Here is a 21,598-nt window from a genome sequence, read left to right on the forward strand (position 1 = left end):
CTCCCTCATGTTCGACACGTTCGACACCCTTCCGCTGCGCATCGATGCGCTGCCCATCCCCGTCGCGATCGACGCACCCGACGCGGTCGGCCTGCTCGCCGCGGCGGACATCATCACCGCCTCCGGTCGCCACGACAGCGGCACCGATCTGTTCGACGTCGAGCCCGCCGAGTGGCTCGCCGCTCTGCGCGCCACCGAGTACACGGTGCGCGAGGCCCGCATCGCCCGCGACGGCGACCGGATCGCCGGCGTCCTGCTGTTCGAGTACCAGCGCGACGGCGACAAGAACGCGAGCGCCGGCGTCTTCGTCCGTCCCGAGGACCGCGGCCGCGGGATCGAGGACGCCCTCCTCGACGAGGCCGAGCGCCTCGCCCACGAGCACGGGCGGTCGGTCCTGCATTCCTGGAACCTCACGCGAGCCGATCACCCCGGCGAACGGCTCGTCTCCCCCACCGGCATCGGATCGATCCCGTCAGACGCCGACACGACGCGCCTGCTGCAGCGGCACGGTTACACGCTCGGTCAGGTCGAGCGCGTGAGCATGTTCGACTTCGCCGCGTCGCTCGGCCACGCGCAGCGCATGCTCGACGCGGCGCTCGCGAAGGCGGGTGGCGACTATCGCCCCGTGTGGTGGCAGTCCCCCGCGCCCGACGAGCACGTCGACGGCTACGCCTACGCCGTCTCCCGCATGGCCACCGATGTGCCGAGCGGGGAGCTCGAGTGGGAGGAGGAGACCTGGGACGCCGCGCGCATCCGCTATCGCGAGAAGCTCAAGGCGGACGCGGGTCAGATCATGGCGGTCGCCGCCGTCGTCCACGTCCCCACCGGCGCGATCGCCGCGTTCAACGAGCTCGTGATCGGGCGCGACCGCGGCCGCCGCGCGGAGAACTACGGCACGCTTGTGCTGCCCGAGCACCGCGGGCACCGCCTCGGCACGATCGTGAAGTGCCTGGGCCTCATCCGCTGGCACGAGCTCGTGCCAGCCTCTCCGAGCGTGATGACGTTCAACGCCGAGGAGAACCGCTACATGCTGGACGTGAACGAGGCGGTCGGGTTCCGCCCCGTCGGCGCGTCCGGCGAATGGAAGAAGGAGCTGTGATGGAGTCGACGACCTTGCACGTCCGGATCGAACCGCTCGTCATCCCCGCCTCGCTGGACGCGCCGGACGCGACCGATTTCCTCGAGGGCGTCAGGATCGCGAACGACGCCTGGCGCCGGGCATCCGGCACCGATCTGCACGACGACGAGCCGGCGGAGCTCCTCGTGCGTTCGCGGGAGACGCCGTATCGCGTCACGCACCTCGTCGGCGCCCGGGTCGAGGGCCGGCTCGTGGGCATCGGCAGCGTGGAGTTCGACAAGACGACAGCGGATTCGGCCGAGTTCGACGTGTCGCTCGTCGCCGAGCACGAGCAGGGTCCTGCGGCCGACGCGCTGCTGGCCGAGGTGGAGCGCATCGCGCGCGAGCGCGGCCGCAGCGTGCTGCAGACGTGGACGATCCACCGGCCGGACCCCGTCGAGCGCCGCCTCGTCCCGCCGACCGGCGCGGGCTGGATCCCGAGCGAGGACGCGGCCACGCGGCGCATGCTCGCCGCCGGCTTCCGCCTCGGTCAGGTCGAGCGCAACAGCGTGTTCGAGCTGCACGGCTCGTACGACGCCACGGACGTGCTGCTCGAGCAGGCGCTGGCCAAGGCCGGTCCGGACTACCGCACCGTGTGGTGGGCGGGACCGACGCCGCCCGAGTACGCCGCCGGCTACGCCGCCGCGATCGCGCGGATGCACTCCGACGTGCCGAGCGGAGACATGGTCACCGAGCAGTCCGTTTGGGACGCCGAGCGCGTCTTCGAGCGCGACGGCCGGTTCGCGGAGGCGGGCACCCTGATGGGCGTGACGCTCGTGCTGCACGAGCCGACGGGCGCGGTCGCCGCGTTCAACGAGCTGTCGATCGGCCCCGACCGCACGCGTCCGACCTCGCAGTGGGGAACCCTCGTGATGCCGGAGCACCGCGGTCGTCGCCTCGGCGCGATCGTGAAGTGCATCGGCCTGAAGAAGTGGCACGAGCTCGTGCCGGAGTCGCCGCGGGTGTCCACGTTCAACGCCGAGGAGAACCGCTACATGCTCGACGTGAACGAGGCCGTGGGCTTCGTGCCCGCCTCCTACGCGGGCGCATGGGAGAAGAAGCTGTCCTGATCCGTGCCGCCGCCGATCCCGCATACGGTTGATCCGTGAATCTTGTGGTGATCGGCGGCGGCGTGGGCTGCGCGCGTTTCGTGATGGGCCTGCGCGAGCACGTGCGACGGACCGGAGGACGCGACCGGATCGACGTGGTCGTCAACACCGCCGATGACTGGTGGGTGTCCGGGCTGCGGATCGCGCCGGACCACGACAGCCTGCTCTACGCGCTCGCGGGCGTGAACGACCTCACGCGCGGCTGGGGACGCGCCGACGAGAGCGAGCGCGTGTCGGGCGAGCTCGCCGCGTGGGGCACCGCACCGGCGTGGTTCACCCTCGGCGATCTCGACCTCGGCACGCACATCGCCCGCACGGCGTGGCTGCGCGAGGGGCTGAGCGTCTCCGAGGTCTACCGGCGCCTGGGCGCGCGATGGGACCTCGGCGTCACGCTGCACCCGGCGACGGATGCCGAGGTCGACACGCATGTCCTGCTCGGCGATCGCGAGCCGATCCACTTCCAGGAGTGGTGGGTGCGCCATCGCGCGCAGCTGCCGGCGACGGGCTTCACGCAGCAGGGCATCGAGCAGGCCACGCCGTCGCCCGGGGCGCTCGACGTCATCGCGGCCGCCGACGTGATCCTCGTCGCACCGTCCAACCCCGTGGTCTCGGTCGGCCCCGTGCTCGCCGTGCCCGGCATGCGGCAGGCACTCGCCGCCGCCTCCGCTCCCGTGGTCGGCGTCTCGGGCATCATCTCCGGATCCGTCGTGCGCGGGATGGCGGACGCGTGCCTGGCTGCGATCGGTGTGGACACGAGCGCGGAGGCGGTCGCGCGTCACTACGGCGCACGCGTCGCGGGCGGTCTCCTCGACGGATGGCTCGTCGACGAGTCGGATGCGGCGGCGGCGGCGCCCCTGAACGCTGCGGGCATCTCGACGCGTGCCGTGCCGCTGTGGATGCGCGACGCCGGCACCTCCGCTCGGCTCGCCGCCGACGCCCTCGAGCTCGCGGACACGCTGGCCTGATCCGGCCGAGGCGCCTGCGCACCGGGCCTGGCCGAGCCGCTCAGTCCGCGACTGCCGGCCTGCGGCGCCACCCGCCCGCGGCTGCTGACCCGCGGCGCTACCGGCCCCGCGTCACTGCGAGCGGCCGAGCAGAGCGTCCTCGACGCCGTCGATCTCGTCGAGGAGCAGCATCAGGGCGGGGGCGCCGGCCTTGCTGAGGGACTGCGAGACGGCGGACTGAGAGATCCCCTCCGCGTCCGCCAGGTCCTTCTGCGCGTCACCGCGCATGCGCCCGAGCGTCAGACGGCGGGCGCGACCGTTCATCTCGCCGACCATGTGATCGCGCGCCACGAGGTAGCTGTTCACGAGGCCGGTGATCGCCGCGATCTCACGCGGCGCGCCGACTCCCGCCCCGAACCAGGTGCGCGCCGATCGGACGCGGCGCCGGGCGAGCGAGTGGACATGCTCGATCGCCTGGCGCGCGGCCCACCACCCCGGCCCGTCCTGGAGCTCCTCTCGCGTCGATGCCACGGAGACGACCCCGCCGTATCCGATGCCGAAGCGGCACTCGACATCGTCGGGCGCGGCCAGCTGGAGCACGAGCGTCGCCCGCAGCGCCCGGCCAAGGCTGCCGTACACCGCCTGCAGTTCGTCGCCCACGGTGGGACGCCACGGTTGGTCCGCGCCGGGCACGAGCCGGTCCGACTGCCCGGCGGCGTCTTCGATCTGCTGCTGAAGAGCGTCACGGTCGGGCTGACGCCGGGATCCGACGATGTCCGCGATGATGGCGACCGTCATGCGTGAAGGTTATCACTGATAATCGCCAGTTATCAGTCAAACGTTCATAAATATCCGCGCAGCAGCCGCTAGCTGATGACCTCGAAAGATAAGCAGGAGACTGATCCCTAGGCGATCGCTGCGCCCCATCGCTGCGACGGTGTCGCCGAGAGAGCGCGAAGTCCGCGCTCTCTCCAGACTAGCGGGGCAACCGCTGGCAGTGCGGGCAGAAATGACTGCTCCGGTTGGCGAACGCCACCCGCACGATCGGCCTGCCGCACCGCGGGCACGGCTTTCCATGCCTGCCGTAGGCGTTCAGGCTGTGGGCGAAGTAGCCGGCTTGGCCGTTGACGTTCACGTACTGTGCATCGAAGCTCGTGCCGCCCTCCGCCAGCGCCTTCGCCAGCACGGCGCGGACCTCGGACAGCAGCCGGTTCACGGCGCGCGTCGACAGGTCGCGCGCGACGGTCTCCGGATGGATCCGCGCGGCCCACAGCGCCTCGTCCGCGTAGATGTTGCCGATGCCGCTCACGACCGTCTGATCCAGCAGCACGCGCTTGATCGCAGACGACTTGGTCGCCAGCCGCCTGCGGAACAGCGCATCGTCGAAGGCCGGATCGAGCGGATCCCGCGCGATGTGGGCGGCCTGCTGCGGCACGAGGGGCGTGTCGTCGCCGAAGCCTCCGGCCCGGCCGTCCTGCGTGGGGATCAGCGCATCGATCGCGAGGGATCCGAACGTCCGCTGGTCCGCGAAGACGACGGCGAGCTCGCCGTGATCCGGATGCTCGATCGCGAGACGGATGCGCTCGTGGCGCTCGAGCGGCGCGCCGGGTTCGCGCAGCAGCATCTGTCCGCTCATCCCCAGGTGCACCATGACGGCCTCGGGGCCGACGGCGTCGTCCGCGTCGGACAGGGGCAGCCACAGGAACTTGCCGCGCCGTGACGTGCCGAGGATGGCACGCCCCGTCAGCCGCGCCTCGAAGTCGGCCGCGGTGCCGACATGCCGGGTCAGCGCCCGGGGATCGTGCGCCTCGACTCCCCGCACGCGCGCGCCGGTGACGGCAGGCGCGAGCCCGGCGCGCACCACCTCGACCTCGGGAAGCTCCGGCATGGGCGCGGATCAGGCGCGCTCGCGCGCGTCGAGCACGCGCCACAGGTCGAGCGCGGCAGCCATCTCGGCGGTCTTCTTGCTCGTGCCCTCGCCGCTCGCCGACAGCTCGCCCACCGTCACCGTCGCGACGAAACGGCGCTCGTGATCCGGACCGCTCGCCTCGACCGCGTAGACCGGCGGCGTGAACCCCTGCCGTGCCGCGATCTCCTGCAGCGCGGTCTTCGGATCCATCGCGGCGCCGTAGCGCTCGGGATTCTCCAGCAGCGGCTCGATCAGGCGCAGCACCATCGCCGTCGCGGGCTCGCTCCCGGCCGAGACGTAGGCGGCGCCGATCACGGCCTCCATCGCGTCGGCGAGGATCGAGTCCTTGTCCCGCCCGCCGGTGAGGATCTCGCCGCGGCCGAGACGGATGTGCTCGCCCAGGCCGATGCCGCGCGCGATCTCCGCCAGCGCGACGGTCGAGACGACGCTCGCGCGCCGCTTGGCGAGCGACCCCTCGTCGAGCTCCGGATGCCGCGTGTACAGCATCGTCGTCACGGCCAATCCCAGCACCGAGTCGCCGAGGAACTCGAGGCGCTCGTTGTGCGGGATGCCGCCGTTCTCGTACGCGAAGGAGCGGTGCGTCAGCGCCAAGCCGAGAAGCTCGGCGTCGAAGTCGACGCCGAGCTTCTCGGTCAGGTGCTGAGGTCCGCGACTATCGATCGTCACGGGTGCCGATTCAGACGTCGGCGACCTTGCGGCCCTTGTACTCCAGGAACAGCTCGGTGCCCTGCGAGTCGGTCACGACCTTGGCCTGGTGCGGACGGCTGTAGACGACCTTGCCGTTCTCGACCGTCTTGACGAGCGCGGGGGCCTCGGCCTTCCACTGCGCGCGGCGCGAACGGGTGTTGGAGCGGGAGACCTTCCGCTTCGGGGGGTTACCAGCCATGATTTCAGCTCTCTTCTGTGTCGCGGGCGGCGTCGTGCGCCGATCCGTGGTCGGTGAGGTTCTGGAGCGCGGCCCATCGAGGATCGACGGGCGCCTGCGTGGCGCCTGCCGGTTCCGTCAACCGCTCGCCCGTGACCGGATCAAGGCCGGGGCAATCCGGCTGACAGACCGGCTGAAACGGAAGCGCCAGAACGGTCGCATCCCTGACCAGAGTTTCAAGATCCACGTGGTCGTCTTGAACCTCGAAGTCAGCAGTTTCCTCCCCAGGATACTCGAAAAGCTCCTGGAACTCGACTTCGACGGGCGCGGCGATGTCCCGCAGGCAGCGCCCGCACTCGCCCTCGTACTCGGTGTCGACGGTTCCCGACACGAGGATTCCCTCGTGCACCGACTCGAGGCGCACATCGAGATCGATCTCCTTGCCCTGCGGCACGGAGACGATGCCCTCCCCCCAGCGCTCGGGCGCCGGGATGGTCAGGGAGTGCTCGCGCATCTCGCCCGGCTTGCGGACGATGTCGCGCACGGGCAGCACGAAGGGGCCGGAAAGTCGTGATCTCACGCTTCGATGCTACCCGCGGGGCGCTTCGGCGAGGGCCGGGCGAGCCGAGCTCAGAAGTCGTTCGCGCCGGCCTGCGCGAGGAACCGAGACACCGCCGGCGGCACGTACGGCGACACGTCGCCGCCGAGGCCCGCCACCTGGCGCACAAGCGAGCTCGACACGAGCGCGTGCGACGGCTCGGGTAGCAGGAACACCGTCTCGATGTCCGCGAGGTGACGGTTGACGACCGCCATGGGCGTCTCGTAGGCCACGTCGACCTGCGAGCGGATGCCCTTCACGAGCACGCCCGCGCCGACCTCCTGCGCATAGTCGACGAGCAGCCCCACGCTCCAGGCGCCGACGATCACGTTGCCGTCCATGCCGTCGTCCTCGGCGATGGACTGCTCGAGCAGAGAGACGCGCTGGGCGGCCGGCAGCATGCCCGCCTTGTCCGGGTTGTGCACGACCACGACGTGCAGCTCGTCGTAGAGCCGGGCGGCACGTCGGATGACGTCGAGATGACCGAGGGTCGGCGGGTCGAAGGATCCGGGAACGACGGCGATCCGACTGCTCATGCCCAAGAGCCTATCGGTCACGACTTGGACAGAGCCGCGCGCTCCTCCTGCGTGACGCGACGAGACAGCGCGTCGGCGAGCTCCGGATGCCCGTCGAGCAGCGGATCCTGCTCCAGGACGCGCTCCGCCTCCTCGCGGGCACGGGCGATGAGCTCCGCGTCCTTCACGACGCGCAGCAGCCGCAGCGACGAGCGCACACCGGACTGCGCGTCACCCAGCACGTCCCCCTCCCCGCGCAGCTCGAGGTCGATCTCGGCGAGGGCGAAGCCGTCGAGAGTGGAGGCCACGGCCTCGACCCGCGAGCGCGCGACGCTCCCCTGCTCGGCCTCCGTGACGAGCAGGCACAGGCCGGGCACGCCGCCGCGGCCCACGCGCCCGCGCAGCTGGTGGAGCTGCGAGACCCCGAAGCGGTCGGCATCCAGGATGACCATGGTCGACGCGTTCGGCACGTCGACGCCGACCTCGATCACGGTGGTGGCGACCAGCAGGTCGATGTCGCCGCGCGCGAAGTCCTGCATGATGCGGTCCTTCTCGTCGGCGGGCAGCTTGCCGTGCAGCGTGGCGAGGCGCAGCTGCCCCACGGCGGGATGCCGCTGCAGCATGTCGGCGACCTGCACGACGCCCCAGTGCGGTCGCGCCGCCTCGCCCTCGACCGGCGCAGCGCCCGCCCCCGTGCCGTCGTCGGCACCGGGCGTCGGGGCCGACTTCTCGGCGTCGATAGCCGAGCACACGACGAACACCTGGTGCCCCTTCGCGACCTCCTCCGCCGCCCGGTCCCATACCCGTCCGAACCAGCCCGGCTTCTCGGCGACGGGCGCCACGAAGGTCTGGATGCCCGCGCGCCCGGCCGGCATCGTCCGGATGGTCGACACGTCGAGATCGCCGAACACCGTCATCGCGACGGTGCGTGGGATGGGGGTCGCGGTCAGCACGAGCGCGTGCGGGCTGGTGCCCTTGGCCCGCAGCGTCTCGCGCTGCTCGACGCCGAAGCGATGCTGTTCGTCGACGACGACGAGGCCGAGATCGGCGAACGTCGTGCCCTCGCTCAGCAGCGCGTGCGTGCCGATGACGATGCGCGCCTGACCGGAGGCGACGCGGAGCGCGGCCTTGCGGCGTTCCGCGGCGGTCATCTGGCCGGTCAGCAGCGTCGGCATCAGCTCGGGCGCCAGCGCGGGGCCCAGCATGCGCGCCATCGAGCGCAGGTGCTGCGCCGCGAGCACCTCGGTCGGCGCGATCAGCGCCGACTGGCCGCCCGACTCGGCGACCTGCAGCATCGCCCGCAGCGCGACCAGCGTCTTGCCGGAGCCGACCTCGCCCTGCACGAGACGGTTCATCGGCCACTCGGCGACCAGGTCTGCCGCGATCTGGCTGCCGACCGTGACCTGATCCGGCGTCCGCTCGAACGGCAGCGCGGCGTCGAAGCGTGCGAGCAGACCGCCCTCACGCGCGGGACGCTGCGTCGCGGACATCATCCGCACCGACTGGCGCTGCTGCGCGAGCGCCGTCTGCAGCACGAGCGCCTCGTGCCACCGCAGCGTGCCGCGCGCGGCGTCGATCTGCGGGCGCGTCTGAGGCCGGTGCACCCATTCGACGGCCTCCCGCGCGGTCAGCAGCGCCTCGCGGAACCGCAGCTCCTCCGGGACGGGATCGGGGACGTCGCCCAGCCGGTCGAGCACGTCCGAGATCCAGCGCTGGATCTTCCACGTCGCGATCGCCGCCGTCGCGGGATAGATCGGGATGGGGGTGCGCACCATCTCGTCGGCCTGCGCGAGGCCGCTCCGGTCGTCCTCGAACAGCTCGTAGTCGGGGTTCGAGAACTGCAGCTTGCCGCGGAACGCGCCGACCTTGCCCGAGAAGACGCCGCGACGCCCGGGCCGGAGCTCCTTCTCGCGCCAGGCCTGACCGAAGAACGTCAGCGCGAGCTGCCCCTTGCCGTCGCCGATCACGACCTCGAGGATCCTGCCGCTGCGGTTGCGCATCGGCCGCGACGAGACCGACATGACCTCGGCGACCACCGTCGCGAGCTCGCCGAGCGGGAGCCCGTCGATCGGGGTCAGCTCACCGCGGAGCGCATAACGGCGCGGGTAGTGCGCCAGGAGATCGCCGACCGTCGACATGCCGAACGCGCGCGAGAGCTCCTTGGCGGGCTTGTCGCCGAGCGCGACGATCAGCGGCGTGTCGAGCGTGAACGACATGAGCCGAGTCTAGGTCGGGGCGCCGACGTCCCGATCGCGCCGCGAGGCGGTGGGGTGCGGGCTGCGACCGGTAGGTTGAATCGGTGACGAGGATCATCGCGGGTGCGGCGGGCGGAGTGCGTCTCGACGTGCCGTCGTCCGGCACCCGCCCCACGAGCGACCGCGTGCGCGAGTCGCTGTTCGGGGCGCTGGAGTCGAGCGGCGCTCTGGATGGAGCCCGCGTCGTCGACCTCTACGCGGGCTCCGGCGCGCTCGGCCTCGAGGCCGCGAGCCGCGGCGCGGCGGCGGTCGATCTCGTCGAGCGCGCGCGAACCGCCGCCCTCATCGCGCGGCGCAACGCCGAGAATGTCCGACGCTCGATCGGCCGCGACGCTCCCCCGGTCCGCGTGCACGCAGCCGCCGTCGGCACGTGGCTGCGCGGCGCGAGCGGACCGATCGATCTCGCGTTCCTCGATCCGCCGTACGACCTCCCCGGCACCGAGCTCACCCAGAACCTCGCGGCGCTCGCGTCCGTGCTCTCCCCCAACGCCCTCGTCGTCGTGGAGCGCTCATCGCGATCCGGATCGCCCGACTGGGCTGCGGCCGGGCTCGCGCCGCTGCGCGATCGGACCTACGGCGACACCGCGCTGTGGTGGGGTCAGCCGGCCGCCGCGTCCCAGTCGCGGTAGGGATCCCAGCCGCCGGGGCCGCCGTACGGTCGGCCGTCGACCAGCACGCCCGCGGCGCCGCGCGCGACGACGCGACCGAGGGGCCGGAAGCCGGGCGGCAGGGCATCGTCCGGGAACGTCGCGAGCAGCGCGTGGTCCTCGCCGCCCTCGAGCGCGGCGGCGGGATCGGGACCCAGCCGGGCAGGATCGAGGTCGAGCGAGACGCCGGAGGCGTCCGCCAGCCGTCGGGCGTCGAGCGCGAGCCCGTCCGAGACGTCCATCATCGCCGTCGCGCCCACGACCGCCGCCATCGCGCCGAGGCCGATGGGCGGCGAGGGCCGCAGCTGCGCGGCGAGTTCCTCGGGCTCCCCCGAAGCAAGGCGCGCCGGATCGACGGGGACGGGCGACCCGGACTCGTCGCGGAACCGCTCGAACAGCACCGCGAGGCCGCGCGCGGCCACCCCCAGCTCGCCCGCGACCGCGACGACGTCGCCCTCTCGCGCGCCCGAGCGCAGCACCGCCCGTCGTCCCTCGAGGTCGCCGAGGGCCGTGATCGCCAGCGTTAGGGTCGCGGACACGGTCAGATCGCCGCCCACGACCGCGCATCCGGGGGCCAGCGCGTCGCACGCGTCGCGCAGGCCGTCCGCGAGCGCCTCCACGAACGAGATACGGGTGTCGTTCGGCATCGCGAGCGCCACCAGCAGAGCCGTGGGGCGAGCGCCCATCGCCGCGACGTCCGCGAGGTTGACGGCCGCGGCCTTCCAGCCGAGGTCGTACCCGCTCGACCACGCGAGGCGGAAGTCGGGTCCGTGCACGAGCGTGTCCGTGGTCGCGACGACCGACCCGCTCGGCGCGCCGATCACGGCGGCGTCGTCGCCCGGCCCCACGACAGCGACTGCCGCACGTCCCGTGCGCGCGATGATCCGCCGCAGGATCTCGCCCTCGCTCAGCTCGCCGATCGTGGGGTCCGCGGGCGCCTCGTGCATCCCTCCAGCGTAGGCGCCGCGCCTGTCCGCCCGTTCCGCGCGGGAGGTCCGTCAGCGGAGGTCGGGCGGAGAAGCCCTTCAGGATCCAGGAAATAGGCTGGACGGGTGATCCGTCGTCTCGCCGCCGCGGCCGCGCTCCTGCTCATCCTCGGCCTCGCGGGATGCGCCAGCACCGTCTCCGTGCCGGCCGCCGAGGACGCGAACGACCCGCTGTGCGCGGACGTCACGGTGCGCCTGCCCGATTCGCTCGGCGAAGGCACGTCCCTGCTGGAGCGCCGCTGGACCGACGGTCAGGCGACCGGCGCCTGGGGCGATCCGACGGCGGTGATCCTGAGCTGCGGCGTGCAGCCGCCCGGGCCCACCACGCTGCAGTGCGTGACGTTCGAGGGCGTGGACTGGATCGTCGATGCGTCCGAACTGCCGATGCAGCGCATCACGACCTACGGCCGCACGCCCGCGACGCAGGTCTACGTCGACACCTCGGTCATCAGCCCGTCCGACGTCCTGCCCGCGATCAGCCGCCTCGTCCAGCCGATCCCGGCCGAGTCGTCCTGCGTCGGCCTCGAGGACGCGACGCCCGTGCCCGACGAGGGTTGACACCCGCCCGCGTCCAGGCTCGCCAGTCCCCGGAGGTGGCTCCCGTCCCATCCAGCCTGTGAGCGGCCGCCCGCGGCGTACCCCGCCCGCACCCAAGCTCACCTGCCCGGACACGGGCTCATCAGGCCCGCGAGACCACTCCGGCCACATCCGTCCCGTAAGCGGCGGACGCGACCGGGTTGCACCCGCATCCAGGCTCACGCACCCGGATCCAGGCTCACCGGCCCCGGAAGACCACTCCCCCCACACCCAGCCTGTACGCGGGCCAGACCAGGCGGATCCGCGTCCCCGCATCCAGGCTCACGCGCCCGGGTTCAGGCTCACCAGCCCCGACGGGCAGCTACCGCCACGCCCAGCCTGTACGCGGTCGCGCCGCGGACCGTGAGCGGCCGCGCCGCCGACCGGCAGCGGTCCGCCCACCCGACCGGCTCAGGCCGCGCGGGCGATCCCGAGCTCGATCAGCTCGGAGATGAGCTCGGCGTACGTCATGCCGGACGCGATCCAGCACTTCGGGTACATCGAGATCGGGGTGAAGCCCGGCATCGTGTTGAGCTCGTTGATCACGACGTCGCCGCCGGACGTCAGGAACACGTCCACGCGCGCGAGGCCGCGGCCGTCGACCGCCTCGAACGCCCGCCGGCCGACCTCGCGGATCCGCTCGGTCTCGTCGTCGGTCAGCGTCGCGGGGCACACGACATCCGCGCCCTCGCCGCCCAGGTACTTCCCCTCGAAGTCGTAGAACTCGCGCGTCGTCAGCACGATCTCGCCCGGCAGCGACGCGCGCGGGCGCCCGCCGTCGCGGCCCTCGAGGATCGCGACCTCGATCTCGCGACCGACGATGCCGACCTCGACCAGCACCTTGTCGTCCTCGGCCAGCGCGACCCGCATGGCCTCGTCGAGCTCGGACGCGTCGTGCGCCTTCGAGACGCCGACGCTCGAGCCGGCGCGGGCCGGCTTCACGAAGACCGGATACCCCAGGCTCTCGACCTCGGCCCGCACGCCGTCGGCGTCGGACGCCCAGCGCGCGGCCCGCACCGTGACCCACGGCGAGACCGGCAAGCCCTCGGCCTGCAGCGCGACCTTCATGAAGTGCTTGTCCATGCACAGCGCGGAGTCGAGCACGCCGCCACCCGCGTACGGCAGCTCGAGGATGTCGAGGAAGCCCTGGATCGTGCCGTCCTCGCCGTGCAGGCCGTGCAGGATCGGCAGCACGACGTCGACGTCGGCGATATCCTCGACCGACCCGTCCTCGCGCGCGACGCGCAGAGTGCGGTCGCCGCCGGCCGAGGGCCACAGGATGCGCGTGCCGTTGTCGACGACCTCGGGCAGCTTCGCGGCGTCGAGCGCGAAGCGCGCCGGATCGTCCTGCTCCAGGACGAAGACGCCCTCCCTGGTGATGCCCACCGGGATCACCCGGTAGCGGTCGCGGTCAATCGCGCCGAGGACCCCGCCCGCCGTCGCGGAGGAGATCGAGTGCTCGCTCGATCGCCCTCCGAAGAGCACCGCCACGGTCGTTCTGGCCATTCTGCGTCCCTTCGCCCTGCGGGGTGTCGTCGTCTGTCGTGAGATGCGGCGCGATCTCCCGCGGGCTCATCCGGCCTTCCAGCACCATCTTCACCTGCTGCACGATCGGCATATCGACCCCGGCCTCTTTCGCCAGCTGCAGGATCGGATGCACGGATGCGAGTCCCTCGGCCGTCTGGTTCATCTGCGCGATGACCTCGTGGAACTTGTATCCCTGCCCGAGCAGGCGGCCCGCCGTGTTGTTGCGGCTGAGCGGCGACTGGCACGTCGCGATCAGGTCGCCGAGGCCCGCGAGGCCCTGGAGCGTGCCGGGCTGCGCGCCGTAGGCGACCGCGAAGTCGGTCATCTCGACGAGACCGCGCGTGATGATCGAGGCCTTCGTGTTCTCGCCGTAGCCGACGCCGTCGACGATGCCGATCGCGACCGCGATCAGGTTCTTCAGCACGCCGCCGAACTCGGTGCCGGTGACGTCGGTGTTGACGAAGCTGCGGAAGTAGGAGTTCCGGGCGCGGCGTGCGACCGCGTCGGCGGTGTCCTGGCTGCCCGATGCGATCACGGCCGCGGTGGGGTTCTCGCGCGCGATCTCCAGCGCGAGGTTGGGGCCGCTCGCGACCGCGATGCGCGCGGGGTCGCACCGCAGCTCCTGCTCGATCACCTGGCTCATGCGCAGGTTCGTCTTCTTCTCGACGCCCTTCATGAGACTGACGATCGGGACGGTGTCGTCTGCCAGATACGGACGCATGGCGCGCAGCGTGTCACGTGCCGACTGGCTGGGCACCGACAGGTACACCTGCGCCGCACCGTCGATCGCCTCGCGCAGCTCGTGCGTGGCGCGCATGGTGCGCGGCAGGTTGATGCCGGGCAGGTACTTCGAGTTGCGCTTGGCCTCGTCGATCTCCTGCGCCTGCTCCGGCCGGCGCGCCCACATCGTCACCTGCGCGCCGCCGTCGGCGAGGATCTTGCCGAACGTCGTGCCCCAGCTTCCGGAGCCGACGACCACGACCTTCGGTCCGTCGGGCCTGCGGCCCGGCTGACGGCTCACAGGCGTCCCGTCTCGGACTGGCCGTGCGACGTGGGGTCCCAGCGCACCGCGGGCGCCTTCTCGTCGCGGATCTCCTCGAGCAGCGCCGTGATCGCCCTCATCAGGCGCTCGGTCGCCTCGGAGATCGCGGCCGGATCGGTCGGACGGCCCTTGAGGTCGGAGAGGTCGACCGGATCGCCGAACGCCACGCGCACGTGCTTGCGCGGCGGCCAGACGCTGATCGACCGTGCGTAGCGCGCCATGATGTTCTGCACGCCCCAGTGCGCGACGGGGATGAGCGGCATGTCGCCCGCGAGCGCCAGGCGCGCGGCCCCGGACTTGCCGCGCATGGGCCACAGCTCGGGGTCGCGCGTGAGCGTCCCCTCGGGGTACACGATCACACCGCGGCCGTCCGCGACCAGCGCGTGCGACTGCGCCATGGTCTGCGCCGCCGAGTCGCGCGAGGACGTGCGCGCGACGGGCACCATGCCGGTCGCCCGCAGCGCGGCGCCCACCACGGGCACGCGGAACAGGCTCTCCTTGGCCATGAACCGCGGCGCGCGGCCGAGCCGCCAGACCGCCAGCGCGACGATCAGCGGATCCAGCTCGCTGACGTGGTTCGGCGCGACGACGTACGCGCCCTCGCGCGGCAGCTTCTCGGCCCCCGTGATGCGCACGCGCGCCAGCAGTCCCATGATCGGCACCACGACGGCCGCGAGCGGCCAGAACCAGCTCGGCCGACTCTTCTCCGAAGAGCTCATGCGCGCCCCGCTCAGCCGACGACGTCGAAGTCGGCGCCGAGCGCCGTCAGCTTCTCGAAGAACTTCTCGTAACCGCGGCGGATGATGCCCACACCCGACACGCGCGACGTCCCCTCGGCCGCGAGGGCCGCGACCACGTAGCTGAACCCGCCGCGCAGGTCGGGCACGACGATGTCGGCGCCGCGCAGCGGCGTCGGGCCGTTGATCACGGCTGCCTGCTCGAGCGCGCGGCGCGGCACGCGTCGGTACTCGCCCTCGATGCCGTGCTCGTGCACGACGATGTCGGCGCCCATCTGCACGAGCGCACGCGTGAATCCGAGGCGGTTCTCGTACACGGTCTCGTGCACGACGGACTGCCCGTTCGCCTGCGTCAGGGCGACGATCAGCGGCTGCTGCCAGTCGGTCATGAAGCCGGGGTGCACGTCCGTCTCGACCGTGATGGCCTTGAGCGGCGCCGAGCCGCGGCGGAAGCGGATGCCCTCGTCGGTGATGTCGAAGTCGCCGCCGACCTTGCGGTACACGTTCAGGAACGTGAGCATCTCGTACTGGCGGGCGCCGCGGACGAAGATGTCGCCGTCCGTGGCCAGCGCGGCGCACGCCCACGACGCGGCCTCGTTGCGGTCGAACAGCGACCTGTGGTCGTAGCCGCGCAGCTCGTCGACGCCCTCGATGAAGATCACGCGGTTGGGCTCGTAGGAGATGATCGCGCCCATCTTCTGGAGCACGCCGATGAGATCCATGATCTCGGGCTCGATCGCCGCGTTGCGCAGCTCGGTCACGCCCTTCGCGCGCACGGCCGTGAGCAGCACCTGCTCGGTCGCGCCGACGCTCGGGTACGGCAGCTCGATGTGCGCACCGTGCAGGCCCTCCGGGGCCGACAGGCGGATGCCGCTGGGCTGCTTGTCGACGATCGCGCCGAACTTGCGGAGCGCATCGAGGTGGAAGTCGATCGGGCGGTCGCCGATGCGGCAGCCGCCGAGGTCGGGGATGAACGCCTGGCCGAGCAGGTGCAGCAGCGGTCCGCAGAACAGGATCGGGATGCGCGACGAACCCGCGTGCGCGTCGATCTCCTCGAAGTTCGCCGACTTGGCGTCGGACGGGTCGAGCACGAGCGAGCCGGGCTCGTCGCCGTCCGAGACGTGCACGCCGTGCACCTCGAGCAGCGAGCGCACCACCTCGACGTCGCGGATGTCCGGGACGTCGCGCAGGATGCTCGGGGTCTCGCCGAGGAGGGACGCGACCATCGCCTTGGTGGCGAGGTTCTTCGCGCCGCGCACGTCGACCTGACCCTTGAGCGCCCGCCCCCCGCGGATCTCGAGGACTTCACCCGACGCGTATGCCGGAGTGCCGGGAGTTTTGGCGTCGCCGATCAGAGTCATGTGGTGGTGCCTCACTAGGGATCGCGCGGCGGTGAGCCGCTTGCTGTTTCGAGGCGTTGCGGGGCCTCGTCGAGACCCCGCCAGGCTCACGAGACGGGTGTCGTCCGCGGCCGCCACGCCTCGCGGCGGGCCTCGAACTGCGCGATCCTGTCTTCGTTGCGCAGCGTGAGCCCGATGTCATCGAGCCCTTCGAGGAGCCGCCACCTAGTGTAATCGTCGATGTCGAAGGCGGCCGTGAAGTCACCCAACGTGGCGGTTCGCGACACGAGGTCGACCGTCATCTCGACGCCCGGCTGGGCCTCGATGGCTGCCCAGAAGCGCTGCGTGTCGTCCTCCGAGATCACACCGGTGACCAGTCCCTGCTTGCCGGAGTTGCCCCGGAAGATGTCGGCGAACCGCGGGCTCAGCACGACCTTGAACCCGTAGTCGCGCAGCGCCCACACGGCGTGCTCGCGGCTCGATCCGGTGCCGAAGTCGGCACCCGCGACGAGGACGGAGGCCGCGCGGTACGGCTCCTGGTTCAGCACGAACTCGGGGTCCTGCCGCCAGCCGTGGAACAGCGCGTCCTCGAAGCCGGTCTTGGTCACGCGCTTGAGGAAGACCGCCGGGATGATCTGGTCGGTGTCGACGTTCGAGCGCTTCAGCGGTGCCGCGGTGCCGGTGTGCGTGGTGAACTTCTCCATGTCAGGCCTCCGCCCCGGTCGTCTCCAGCTGCGCGTCGGCCGCGTCCACGTCGGACGGGCTCGACAGCGTGCCGCGGATCGCCGTGGCGGCCGCGACGAGCGGCGACACCAGGTGGGTGCGCCCGCCCTTGCCCTGCCTGCCCTCGAAGTTGCGGTTGCTCGTGGAGGCGCAGCGCTCCCCCGGCGCGAGCTGATCCGGGTTCATGCCCAGGCACATCGAGCAGCCGGCGAACCGCCACTCGGCCCCGAAGTCCTTGACGATCCGGTCGATGCCCTCGGCCTCGGCCTCGAGTCGCACGCGGGCGGATCCGGGGACGACCATCACGCGCACGCCGTCGGCCTTCTTGCGTCCCTTGATGATCGACGCGAAGGCGCGCAGGTCCTCGATGCGGCTGTTCGTGCACGAGCCCATGAAGACGGCGTCGACGGGGATGTCCTTCATCGGCGTCCCGGGCTGCAGGTCCATGTACTGCAGCGCGCGCTCGGCCGCGGCCCGCTCGTTGGCGTCGGCGATGTCCGCCGGCGTCGGGACGACGTCGCTCAGCGACACGCCCTGGCCGGGGTTGGTGCCCCACGTCACGAACGGCTCGAGCTCGTTGGCGTCGATGAACACCTCGGCGTCGAACACGGCGCCCTCGTCGGTGGGCAGCGTGCGCCAGTACGCGACGGCGTCGTCCCAGTCCTGTCCCTGCGGGGCGTGCGGCCGGCCCTGCAGGTAGGCGAACGTGGTCTCGTCCGGCGCGACCATGCCGGCACGCGCGCCGGCCTCGATCGACATGTTGCAGATCGTCATCCGGCCCTCCATCGAGAGCGACCGGATGGCGCTGCCGCGGTACTCGAGCACGTAGCCCTGCCCGCCGCCGGTGCCGATCTTGGCGATCACAGCCAGGATGATGTCCTTCGCCGTCACGCCGGGCTTCAGCTCGCCCTCGACCGTGATGGCCATGGTCTTGAACGGCTTGAGCGGCAGGGTCTGCGTCGCCAGCACGTGCTCGACCTCGCTCGTGCCGATGCCGAAGGCCATGGCGCCGAACGCGCCGTGCGTCGAGGTGTGACTGTCACCGCACACGACCGTGATTCCCGGCATCGTCAGGCCCAGCTGCGGGCCCACCACATGGACGATCCCCTGCTCCTTGTCGCCCAGCGAGTGCAGGCGCACGCCGAACTCGGCGGCGTTGCGGCGCAGCGTGTCGATCTGGGTGCGGCTCGTCAGGTCGGCGATCGGCTTGTCGATGTCGATCGTCGGGGTGTTGTGGTCCTCGGTCGCGATCGTGAGATCGAGGCGGCGCACCGGGCGCCCCTCGGCGCGGAGCCCGTCGAAGGCCTGCGGGCTCGTGACCTCGTGCACCAGATGCAGATCGATGTAGATCAGGTCGGGCTGGCCGTCTTCGCCCTTGACCACGAGGTGGTCGTCCCAGACCTTCTCGGCCAGGGTGCGCGGGCGGTCGGGGATGCTGCTGATATCGCTCATTGCTCTTCTCCAGGGGTTCGCGTTGTCGGCCTGCGCGACGGACTCCGCGACGGGGAGAGGCCTAGAAGAGGATCCCGTCGCGGCGCAGAAGGAGAAGGACTCCGGCGAACCGCATGCCGCAAGCCTAGCATCCTGCATCGGATAGGGCCGTCCGGGGACCAGAGTGCACAGACGAAGGCGGCGCGGAGGTCCCGCCTCTCAGCAGAACTCCGCGCCGCCTATCAGATTGCGCAGCGCCCGGGGGTCAGCGCTCAATCGACTCGCGACGACGCTCGCGCGAGGACGCGGCCAGGCTCGCGATCGTCGCGACACCCACCGAGAGCACGATGACGGCCAGCGACACCCAGTTGTTGATCTCGGGCGCCCAGTCGACGTGCTCGCCGCCGTTGATGAAGGGCAGTTCGTTCACGTGCAGCGCGTGGAAGAACAGCTTCAGACCGATGAAGCCGAGGATGAACGCCACGCCGTAGTGCAGGTAGCGCAGCTTCTCGAGCAGGTCGCCCAGCAGGAAGTAGAGCTGGCGCAGACCCATGAGCGCGAAGATGTTCGCGGTGAAGACGATGAACGGGCTCTGGGTGAGGCCGTAGATCGCGGGGATCGAGTCGACCGCGAAGATCAGGTCGGTCACGCCGATTGCGATGAACACCAGCAGCATCGGCGTGAAGAAGCGCTTGCCGTCGATCGTGGTGCGCAGCTTGTTGCCGTCGTACTGGTCGCTGATGTCGATGAAGCGACGCAGGAACCGCACGATCGCGGTCTCCTCCTTCTTGTCCTCGTCGTGCTTCTCCGGCATCGCCTGGCGGATCGCGGTGAAGACCAGCCACGCGCCGAAGATGTAGAAGATCCAGGAGAAGTTCTCGATCAGCGCCGCGCCGAGCATGATGAACGCGGCGCGCAGCACGAGCGCGATGATGATGCCGATCATCAGCACCTCCTGCTGCAGCTTCCGCGGCACGGAGAACTGGGCCATGATCAGCACGAAGACGAAGAGGTTGTCGATCGACAGGCTGTACTCGGTCAACCAGCCGAGCAGGAACTCCTGCGCCGGCTGGCCGCCGGCGAAGAAGAACATCAGCAGCGCGAAGATCAGCGCCAGGACCACGTAGAAGACGACCCAGAGGGTCGATTCCTTCGTCGAGGGGATGTGCGGCCGCTTCAGGATGAGCAGCAGGTCCGCGACGAGGATCAGCGTCAGCACGACGAGCGATCCCACCTCGAACCAGACGGGAAGAGCGAGGTCCATTCAGGGCCTTTCCGGTACGGCCTCGTCGAGGCGCGACAGTTCTCGAGAGTCTCTCCCCGCGTTCGACCGCGGTGCGGCCCGGGACCCCACCGTCGAAGTCCGTGATGACGAGCGCGCGCTGACGGGATACTCCCTCTCGCAGGCTCCAGGATACCGGCCGCGTGTCCGTTCCCCTTCGCGTCGCCGAAATCCGCCTGACGCCTCGCGCCCCGACCCGCGCGGCGTCCGTCGGCGAACCGAGACGATGCGTCCGCTGCGGACACTGACAGAGTGAGAGACGACGGCGGCCCGCCGGCTCGTCGCCGCACGCAGACGCCCCGCAGGACGGACACGATGGAGATCTCCGGCACAGACGACGCCGCGCTGGTCGCGCGCGCCGCGGACGGGAGCGAGCAGGCGTTCCGGCAGCTGTACCGCCGGCACGTGCGCCCCGTCTACTGGATCGCGCACGGGCTCCTCCACTCCGCGGCCGACGCCGAGGACGTGGTGCAGGAGACCTTCGTCGTGGCCTGGCGAAAGCTCTCCGGCTTCGAACTCGCCGGAGAGTCGCTCCTCCCCTGGCTCGCGACGATCTGCCGGTTCCAGGCGGCGAACCGCCTGCGCGCGCTGCGGCGTGCGGAGGCGGACGAGCTGGACGAGCGCTCCCCCGCCGCCTTGGACGTGGAGCAGCAGGTGATCGACGCCGACCTGGCCGAGCGGGTCCTCCAGGCGGTCGACGGCCTGAGCCCGCTCGACCAGCGCATCTTCCGGCTGTGCGTCGGCGAGGGCTACGCCTATCAGGCCGCGGCCGACGAGCTCGGCGTGGCGCACGGCGTCGTGCGCAATCGTCTCTCCCGCATCCGCACGAGACTGCGGACCGTCGTGAGAGAGGAGGCGTCATGAACACGGATATGAAGGATGAGCTGCCCGACGTGTCCGACGAGACGCTCGCCGGCATCGAGGACCGGGTGTTCCGGGTCATCGCCGAGGAGCGCGGGTCGCGATCGTCCGCCGCGAAGCGACGGCGGCGCGTCTGGCAGACCGTCGGCGTCGCGGCCGCCCTCGTGACCGTCGCGGCCGTGATCTCACCCGCCGTGCTGCAGGGCGTGAGCGGGAGCGGAAGCTCGGTGATGTCCGAGGGCGGCGCGGTGAACGAGGCGCCCGTCGCGCCGGACGCGTCCGGCGGCGACGCCGCCGAATCGGCGGAGGAGTCGGCGCCGGGTGCGGAGAGCGCCACGCCCGGCGACCGCGGGGCGGTGACCGATCCCCTCGCCGAGCAGGAGATCGTCCGCACCGCATCGGCGAGCATCGTCGTCGACGACCCGGCGCAGGCCGCCGAGGCGATCGTGACGCTCGCATCCGCGCACGGGGGCTGGGTGGAGCAGCTGTCGATCGGCGCGGATCAGTCGTTCACCGGCCCGGCGGAGACGGGCGGAAGCGCGTGGGTGCCGGACGAGGGCGGCTACGTCACCGTGCGCGTGCCGGTGGATCGGCTGGATCCGGTCATGGAGCAGCTGGATGAGATCGGCGAGGTCGCGAGCACGCAGGTGGGCACCGAGAACGTCACGGCGCAGGCCGTCGACCTGCGGGCCCGGATCGATGCGGCGCGCGCCTCGGTGGAGCGGCTCACACAGCTGCTCGCCGAGGCGGGCAGCGTGGGCGATCTCGTGCAGGTCGAGAGCACGCTGTCCGAGCGGCAGGCCGAGCTCGAGTCGCTCGAGCGTCAGCTGGAGAGCCTCGAGAGTCAGGTCGCGATGTCGACGCTGTCCGTGTCGCTCCAGCGCGATACGCCGCCCGTCGACCCGGACCCGGCGGGCTTCGGCGACGGCCTGGAGGCGGGCTGGAACGGTCTGCTCACGGCGGTGAACGGAACCGTGGTCGCGATCGGATTCCTGCTGCCGTGGATCGCGGTGCTCGCCGTCGTCTGGCTGGCGGTGTGGGGCATCCGGCGTGCGCTGCGCCGGCAGCGTCTCCGGAGAGCGGAGGCACGCGGGCCCGGAAGCAGCTGAACGG

At 71.4% G+C, this 21,598-nt stretch carries 22 protein-coding genes; 7 read left to right on the plus strand and 15 right to left on the minus strand.

Annotated features, from left to right (window positions below; all coding sequences use genetic code 11):
* Nucleotides 1-7: 7 nt before the first annotated feature.
* Genes BJP60_RS08780 through cofD form a run of 3 tightly spaced genes read left to right on the plus strand, consistent with a single transcriptional unit; the run spans nucleotide 8 to nucleotide 3,191 of the window.
* Complete coding sequence (locus BJP60_RS08780; protein WP_203135412.1) at nucleotides 8-1,099, plus strand: GNAT family N-acetyltransferase; 1,092 nt, start codon at nucleotides 8-10, stop codon at nucleotides 1,097-1,099.
* A complete protein-coding gene (locus BJP60_RS08785; protein ID WP_203135413.1) occupies nucleotides 1,099-2,187 on the plus strand; it encodes a GNAT family N-acetyltransferase in 1,089 nt (362 codons plus the stop codon). The genes BJP60_RS08780 and BJP60_RS08785 overlap by 1 nt, the downstream gene beginning before the upstream one ends.
* A 35-nt stretch (nucleotides 2,188-2,222) precedes the next feature.
* The gene (gene cofD / locus BJP60_RS08790) at nucleotides 2,223-3,191 is read left to right on the plus strand and encodes a 2-phospho-L-lactate transferase (protein ID WP_203135414.1); all 969 of its coding nucleotides are present in this window, start codon (nucleotides 2,223-2,225) and stop codon (nucleotides 3,189-3,191) included.
* Nucleotides 3,192-3,302: 111 nt separating this feature from the next.
* On the opposite strand, the gene BJP60_RS08795 is transcribed toward cofD, so the two are convergent.
* The 7 genes from BJP60_RS08795 to BJP60_RS08825 all read right to left on the minus strand — a co-directional run bounded on the left by BJP60_RS08795 (nucleotide 3,303) and on the right by BJP60_RS08825 (nucleotide 9,294).
* Nucleotides 3,303-3,968 (minus strand): SatD family protein, encoded by a 666-nt coding sequence (locus tag BJP60_RS08795; RefSeq protein ID WP_203135415.1) that lies wholly within the window; start codon nucleotides 3,966-3,968, stop codon nucleotides 3,303-3,305.
* A 178-nt stretch (nucleotides 3,969-4,146) separates the two neighbouring features.
* Nucleotides 4,147-5,058, minus strand: coding sequence for a bifunctional DNA-formamidopyrimidine glycosylase/DNA-(apurinic or apyrimidinic site) lyase (mutM, locus tag BJP60_RS08800; protein ID WP_203135416.1), 912 nt, complete (start codon nucleotides 5,056-5,058; stop codon nucleotides 4,147-4,149).
* A 9-nt stretch (nucleotides 5,059-5,067) separates the two neighbouring features.
* Nucleotides 5,068-5,766 (minus strand): ribonuclease III, encoded by a 699-nt coding sequence (rnc, locus tag BJP60_RS08805; RefSeq protein ID WP_203135417.1) that lies wholly within the window; start codon nucleotides 5,764-5,766, stop codon nucleotides 5,068-5,070.
* A gap of 10 nt (nucleotides 5,767-5,776) precedes the next feature.
* A complete protein-coding gene (rpmF, locus tag BJP60_RS08810; RefSeq protein ID WP_050721097.1) occupies nucleotides 5,777-5,986 on the minus strand; it encodes a 50S ribosomal protein L32 in 210 nt (69 codons plus the stop codon).
* Nucleotides 5,987-5,990: 4 nt separating this feature from the next.
* A complete protein-coding gene (locus BJP60_RS08815; protein ID WP_203139149.1) occupies nucleotides 5,991-6,479 on the minus strand; it encodes a YceD family protein in 489 nt (162 codons plus the stop codon).
* A gap of 116 nt (nucleotides 6,480-6,595) precedes the next feature.
* Nucleotides 6,596-7,099 (minus strand): pantetheine-phosphate adenylyltransferase, encoded by a 504-nt coding sequence (coaD, locus tag BJP60_RS08820; RefSeq protein ID WP_203135418.1) that lies wholly within the window; start codon nucleotides 7,097-7,099, stop codon nucleotides 6,596-6,598.
* Nucleotides 7,100-7,116: 17 nt separating this feature from the next.
* Nucleotides 7,117-9,294 carry an ATP-dependent DNA helicase RecG gene (locus tag BJP60_RS08825; RefSeq protein WP_203135419.1) on the minus strand — a complete coding sequence of 726 codons (2,178 nt, stop codon included), beginning with the start codon at nucleotides 9,292-9,294 and terminating at the stop codon, nucleotides 7,117-7,119.
* A gap of 83 nt (nucleotides 9,295-9,377) precedes the next feature.
* On the opposite strand from BJP60_RS08825, the gene BJP60_RS08830 reads away from it, so the two are divergent.
* A complete protein-coding gene (locus tag BJP60_RS08830) occupies nucleotides 9,378-9,962 on the plus strand; it encodes an RsmD family RNA methyltransferase (protein WP_203135420.1) in 585 nt (194 codons plus the stop codon).
* Here the strand turns inward: BJP60_RS08830 and thiL are convergent.
* Complete coding sequence (thiL, locus tag BJP60_RS08835; protein WP_203135421.1) at nucleotides 9,932-10,927, minus strand: thiamine-phosphate kinase; 996 nt, start codon at nucleotides 10,925-10,927, stop codon at nucleotides 9,932-9,934. The genes BJP60_RS08830 and thiL overlap by 31 nt on opposite strands.
* Before the next feature lie 105 nt (nucleotides 10,928-11,032).
* Here thiL and BJP60_RS08840 point away from each other — a divergent pair, with 105 nt between their 5' ends.
* Entirely contained in the window at nucleotides 11,033-11,524 is a 492-nt protein-coding gene (locus BJP60_RS08840; RefSeq protein ID WP_203135422.1) for a DUF3515 family protein, read from the plus strand.
* A 429-nt stretch (nucleotides 11,525-11,953) separates the two neighbouring features.
* On the opposite strand, the gene BJP60_RS08845 is transcribed toward BJP60_RS08840, so the two are convergent.
* From BJP60_RS08845 to BJP60_RS08875, 7 genes are all read right to left on the minus strand, one after another.
* A complete protein-coding gene (locus tag BJP60_RS08845) occupies nucleotides 11,954-13,048 on the minus strand; it encodes a D-alanine--D-alanine ligase family protein (protein ID WP_203135423.1) in 1,095 nt (364 codons plus the stop codon).
* Nucleotides 12,954-14,090, minus strand: coding sequence for an NAD(P)H-dependent glycerol-3-phosphate dehydrogenase (locus BJP60_RS08850; protein WP_203135424.1), 1,137 nt, complete (start codon nucleotides 14,088-14,090; stop codon nucleotides 12,954-12,956). Before BJP60_RS08850 ends, BJP60_RS08845 begins: the two co-directional genes overlap by 95 nt.
* Complete coding sequence (locus BJP60_RS08855) at nucleotides 14,087-14,830, minus strand: lysophospholipid acyltransferase family protein (protein ID WP_203135425.1); 744 nt, start codon at nucleotides 14,828-14,830, stop codon at nucleotides 14,087-14,089. Before BJP60_RS08855 ends, BJP60_RS08850 begins: the two co-directional genes overlap by 4 nt.
* An 11-nt stretch (nucleotides 14,831-14,841) precedes the next feature.
* The gene (murA, locus tag BJP60_RS08860) at nucleotides 14,842-16,209 is read right to left on the minus strand and encodes a UDP-N-acetylglucosamine 1-carboxyvinyltransferase (protein ID WP_203135426.1); all 1,368 of its coding nucleotides are present in this window, start codon (nucleotides 16,207-16,209) and stop codon (nucleotides 14,842-14,844) included.
* A gap of 86 nt (nucleotides 16,210-16,295) precedes the next feature.
* Complete coding sequence (gene leuD, locus BJP60_RS08865; protein ID WP_203135427.1) at nucleotides 16,296-16,892, minus strand: 3-isopropylmalate dehydratase small subunit; 597 nt, start codon at nucleotides 16,890-16,892, stop codon at nucleotides 16,296-16,298.
* A 1-nt stretch (nucleotide 16,893) separates the two neighbouring features.
* Nucleotides 16,894-18,363, minus strand: a complete 1,470-nt coding sequence (gene leuC / locus BJP60_RS08870) for a 3-isopropylmalate dehydratase large subunit (protein WP_203135428.1) — start codon at nucleotides 18,361-18,363, stop codon at nucleotides 16,894-16,896.
* Nucleotides 18,364-18,607: 244 nt separating this feature from the next.
* Nucleotides 18,608-19,606, minus strand: coding sequence for a TerC family protein (locus tag BJP60_RS08875; protein ID WP_203135429.1), 999 nt, complete (start codon nucleotides 19,604-19,606; stop codon nucleotides 18,608-18,610).
* Nucleotides 19,607-19,939: 333 nt separating this feature from the next.
* Here BJP60_RS08875 and BJP60_RS08880 point away from each other — a divergent pair, with 333 nt between their 5' ends.
* Nucleotides 19,940-20,488 carry an RNA polymerase sigma factor gene (locus BJP60_RS08880; RefSeq protein ID WP_203139151.1) on the plus strand — a complete coding sequence of 183 codons (549 nt, stop codon included), beginning with the start codon at nucleotides 19,940-19,942 and terminating at the stop codon, nucleotides 20,486-20,488.
* A complete protein-coding gene (locus BJP60_RS08885; protein ID WP_203135430.1) occupies nucleotides 20,485-21,594 on the plus strand; it encodes a DUF4349 domain-containing protein in 1,110 nt (369 codons plus the stop codon). Before BJP60_RS08880 ends, BJP60_RS08885 begins: the two co-directional genes overlap by 4 nt.
* The last annotated feature ends 4 nt before the right edge of the window (nucleotides 21,595-21,598 follow it).

It is taken from the genome of Microbacterium sp. JZ31, assembly GCF_016805985.1.
In the GTDB taxonomy this organism is placed as follows: Bacteria; Actinomycetota; Actinomycetes; order Actinomycetales; family Microbacteriaceae; genus Microbacterium.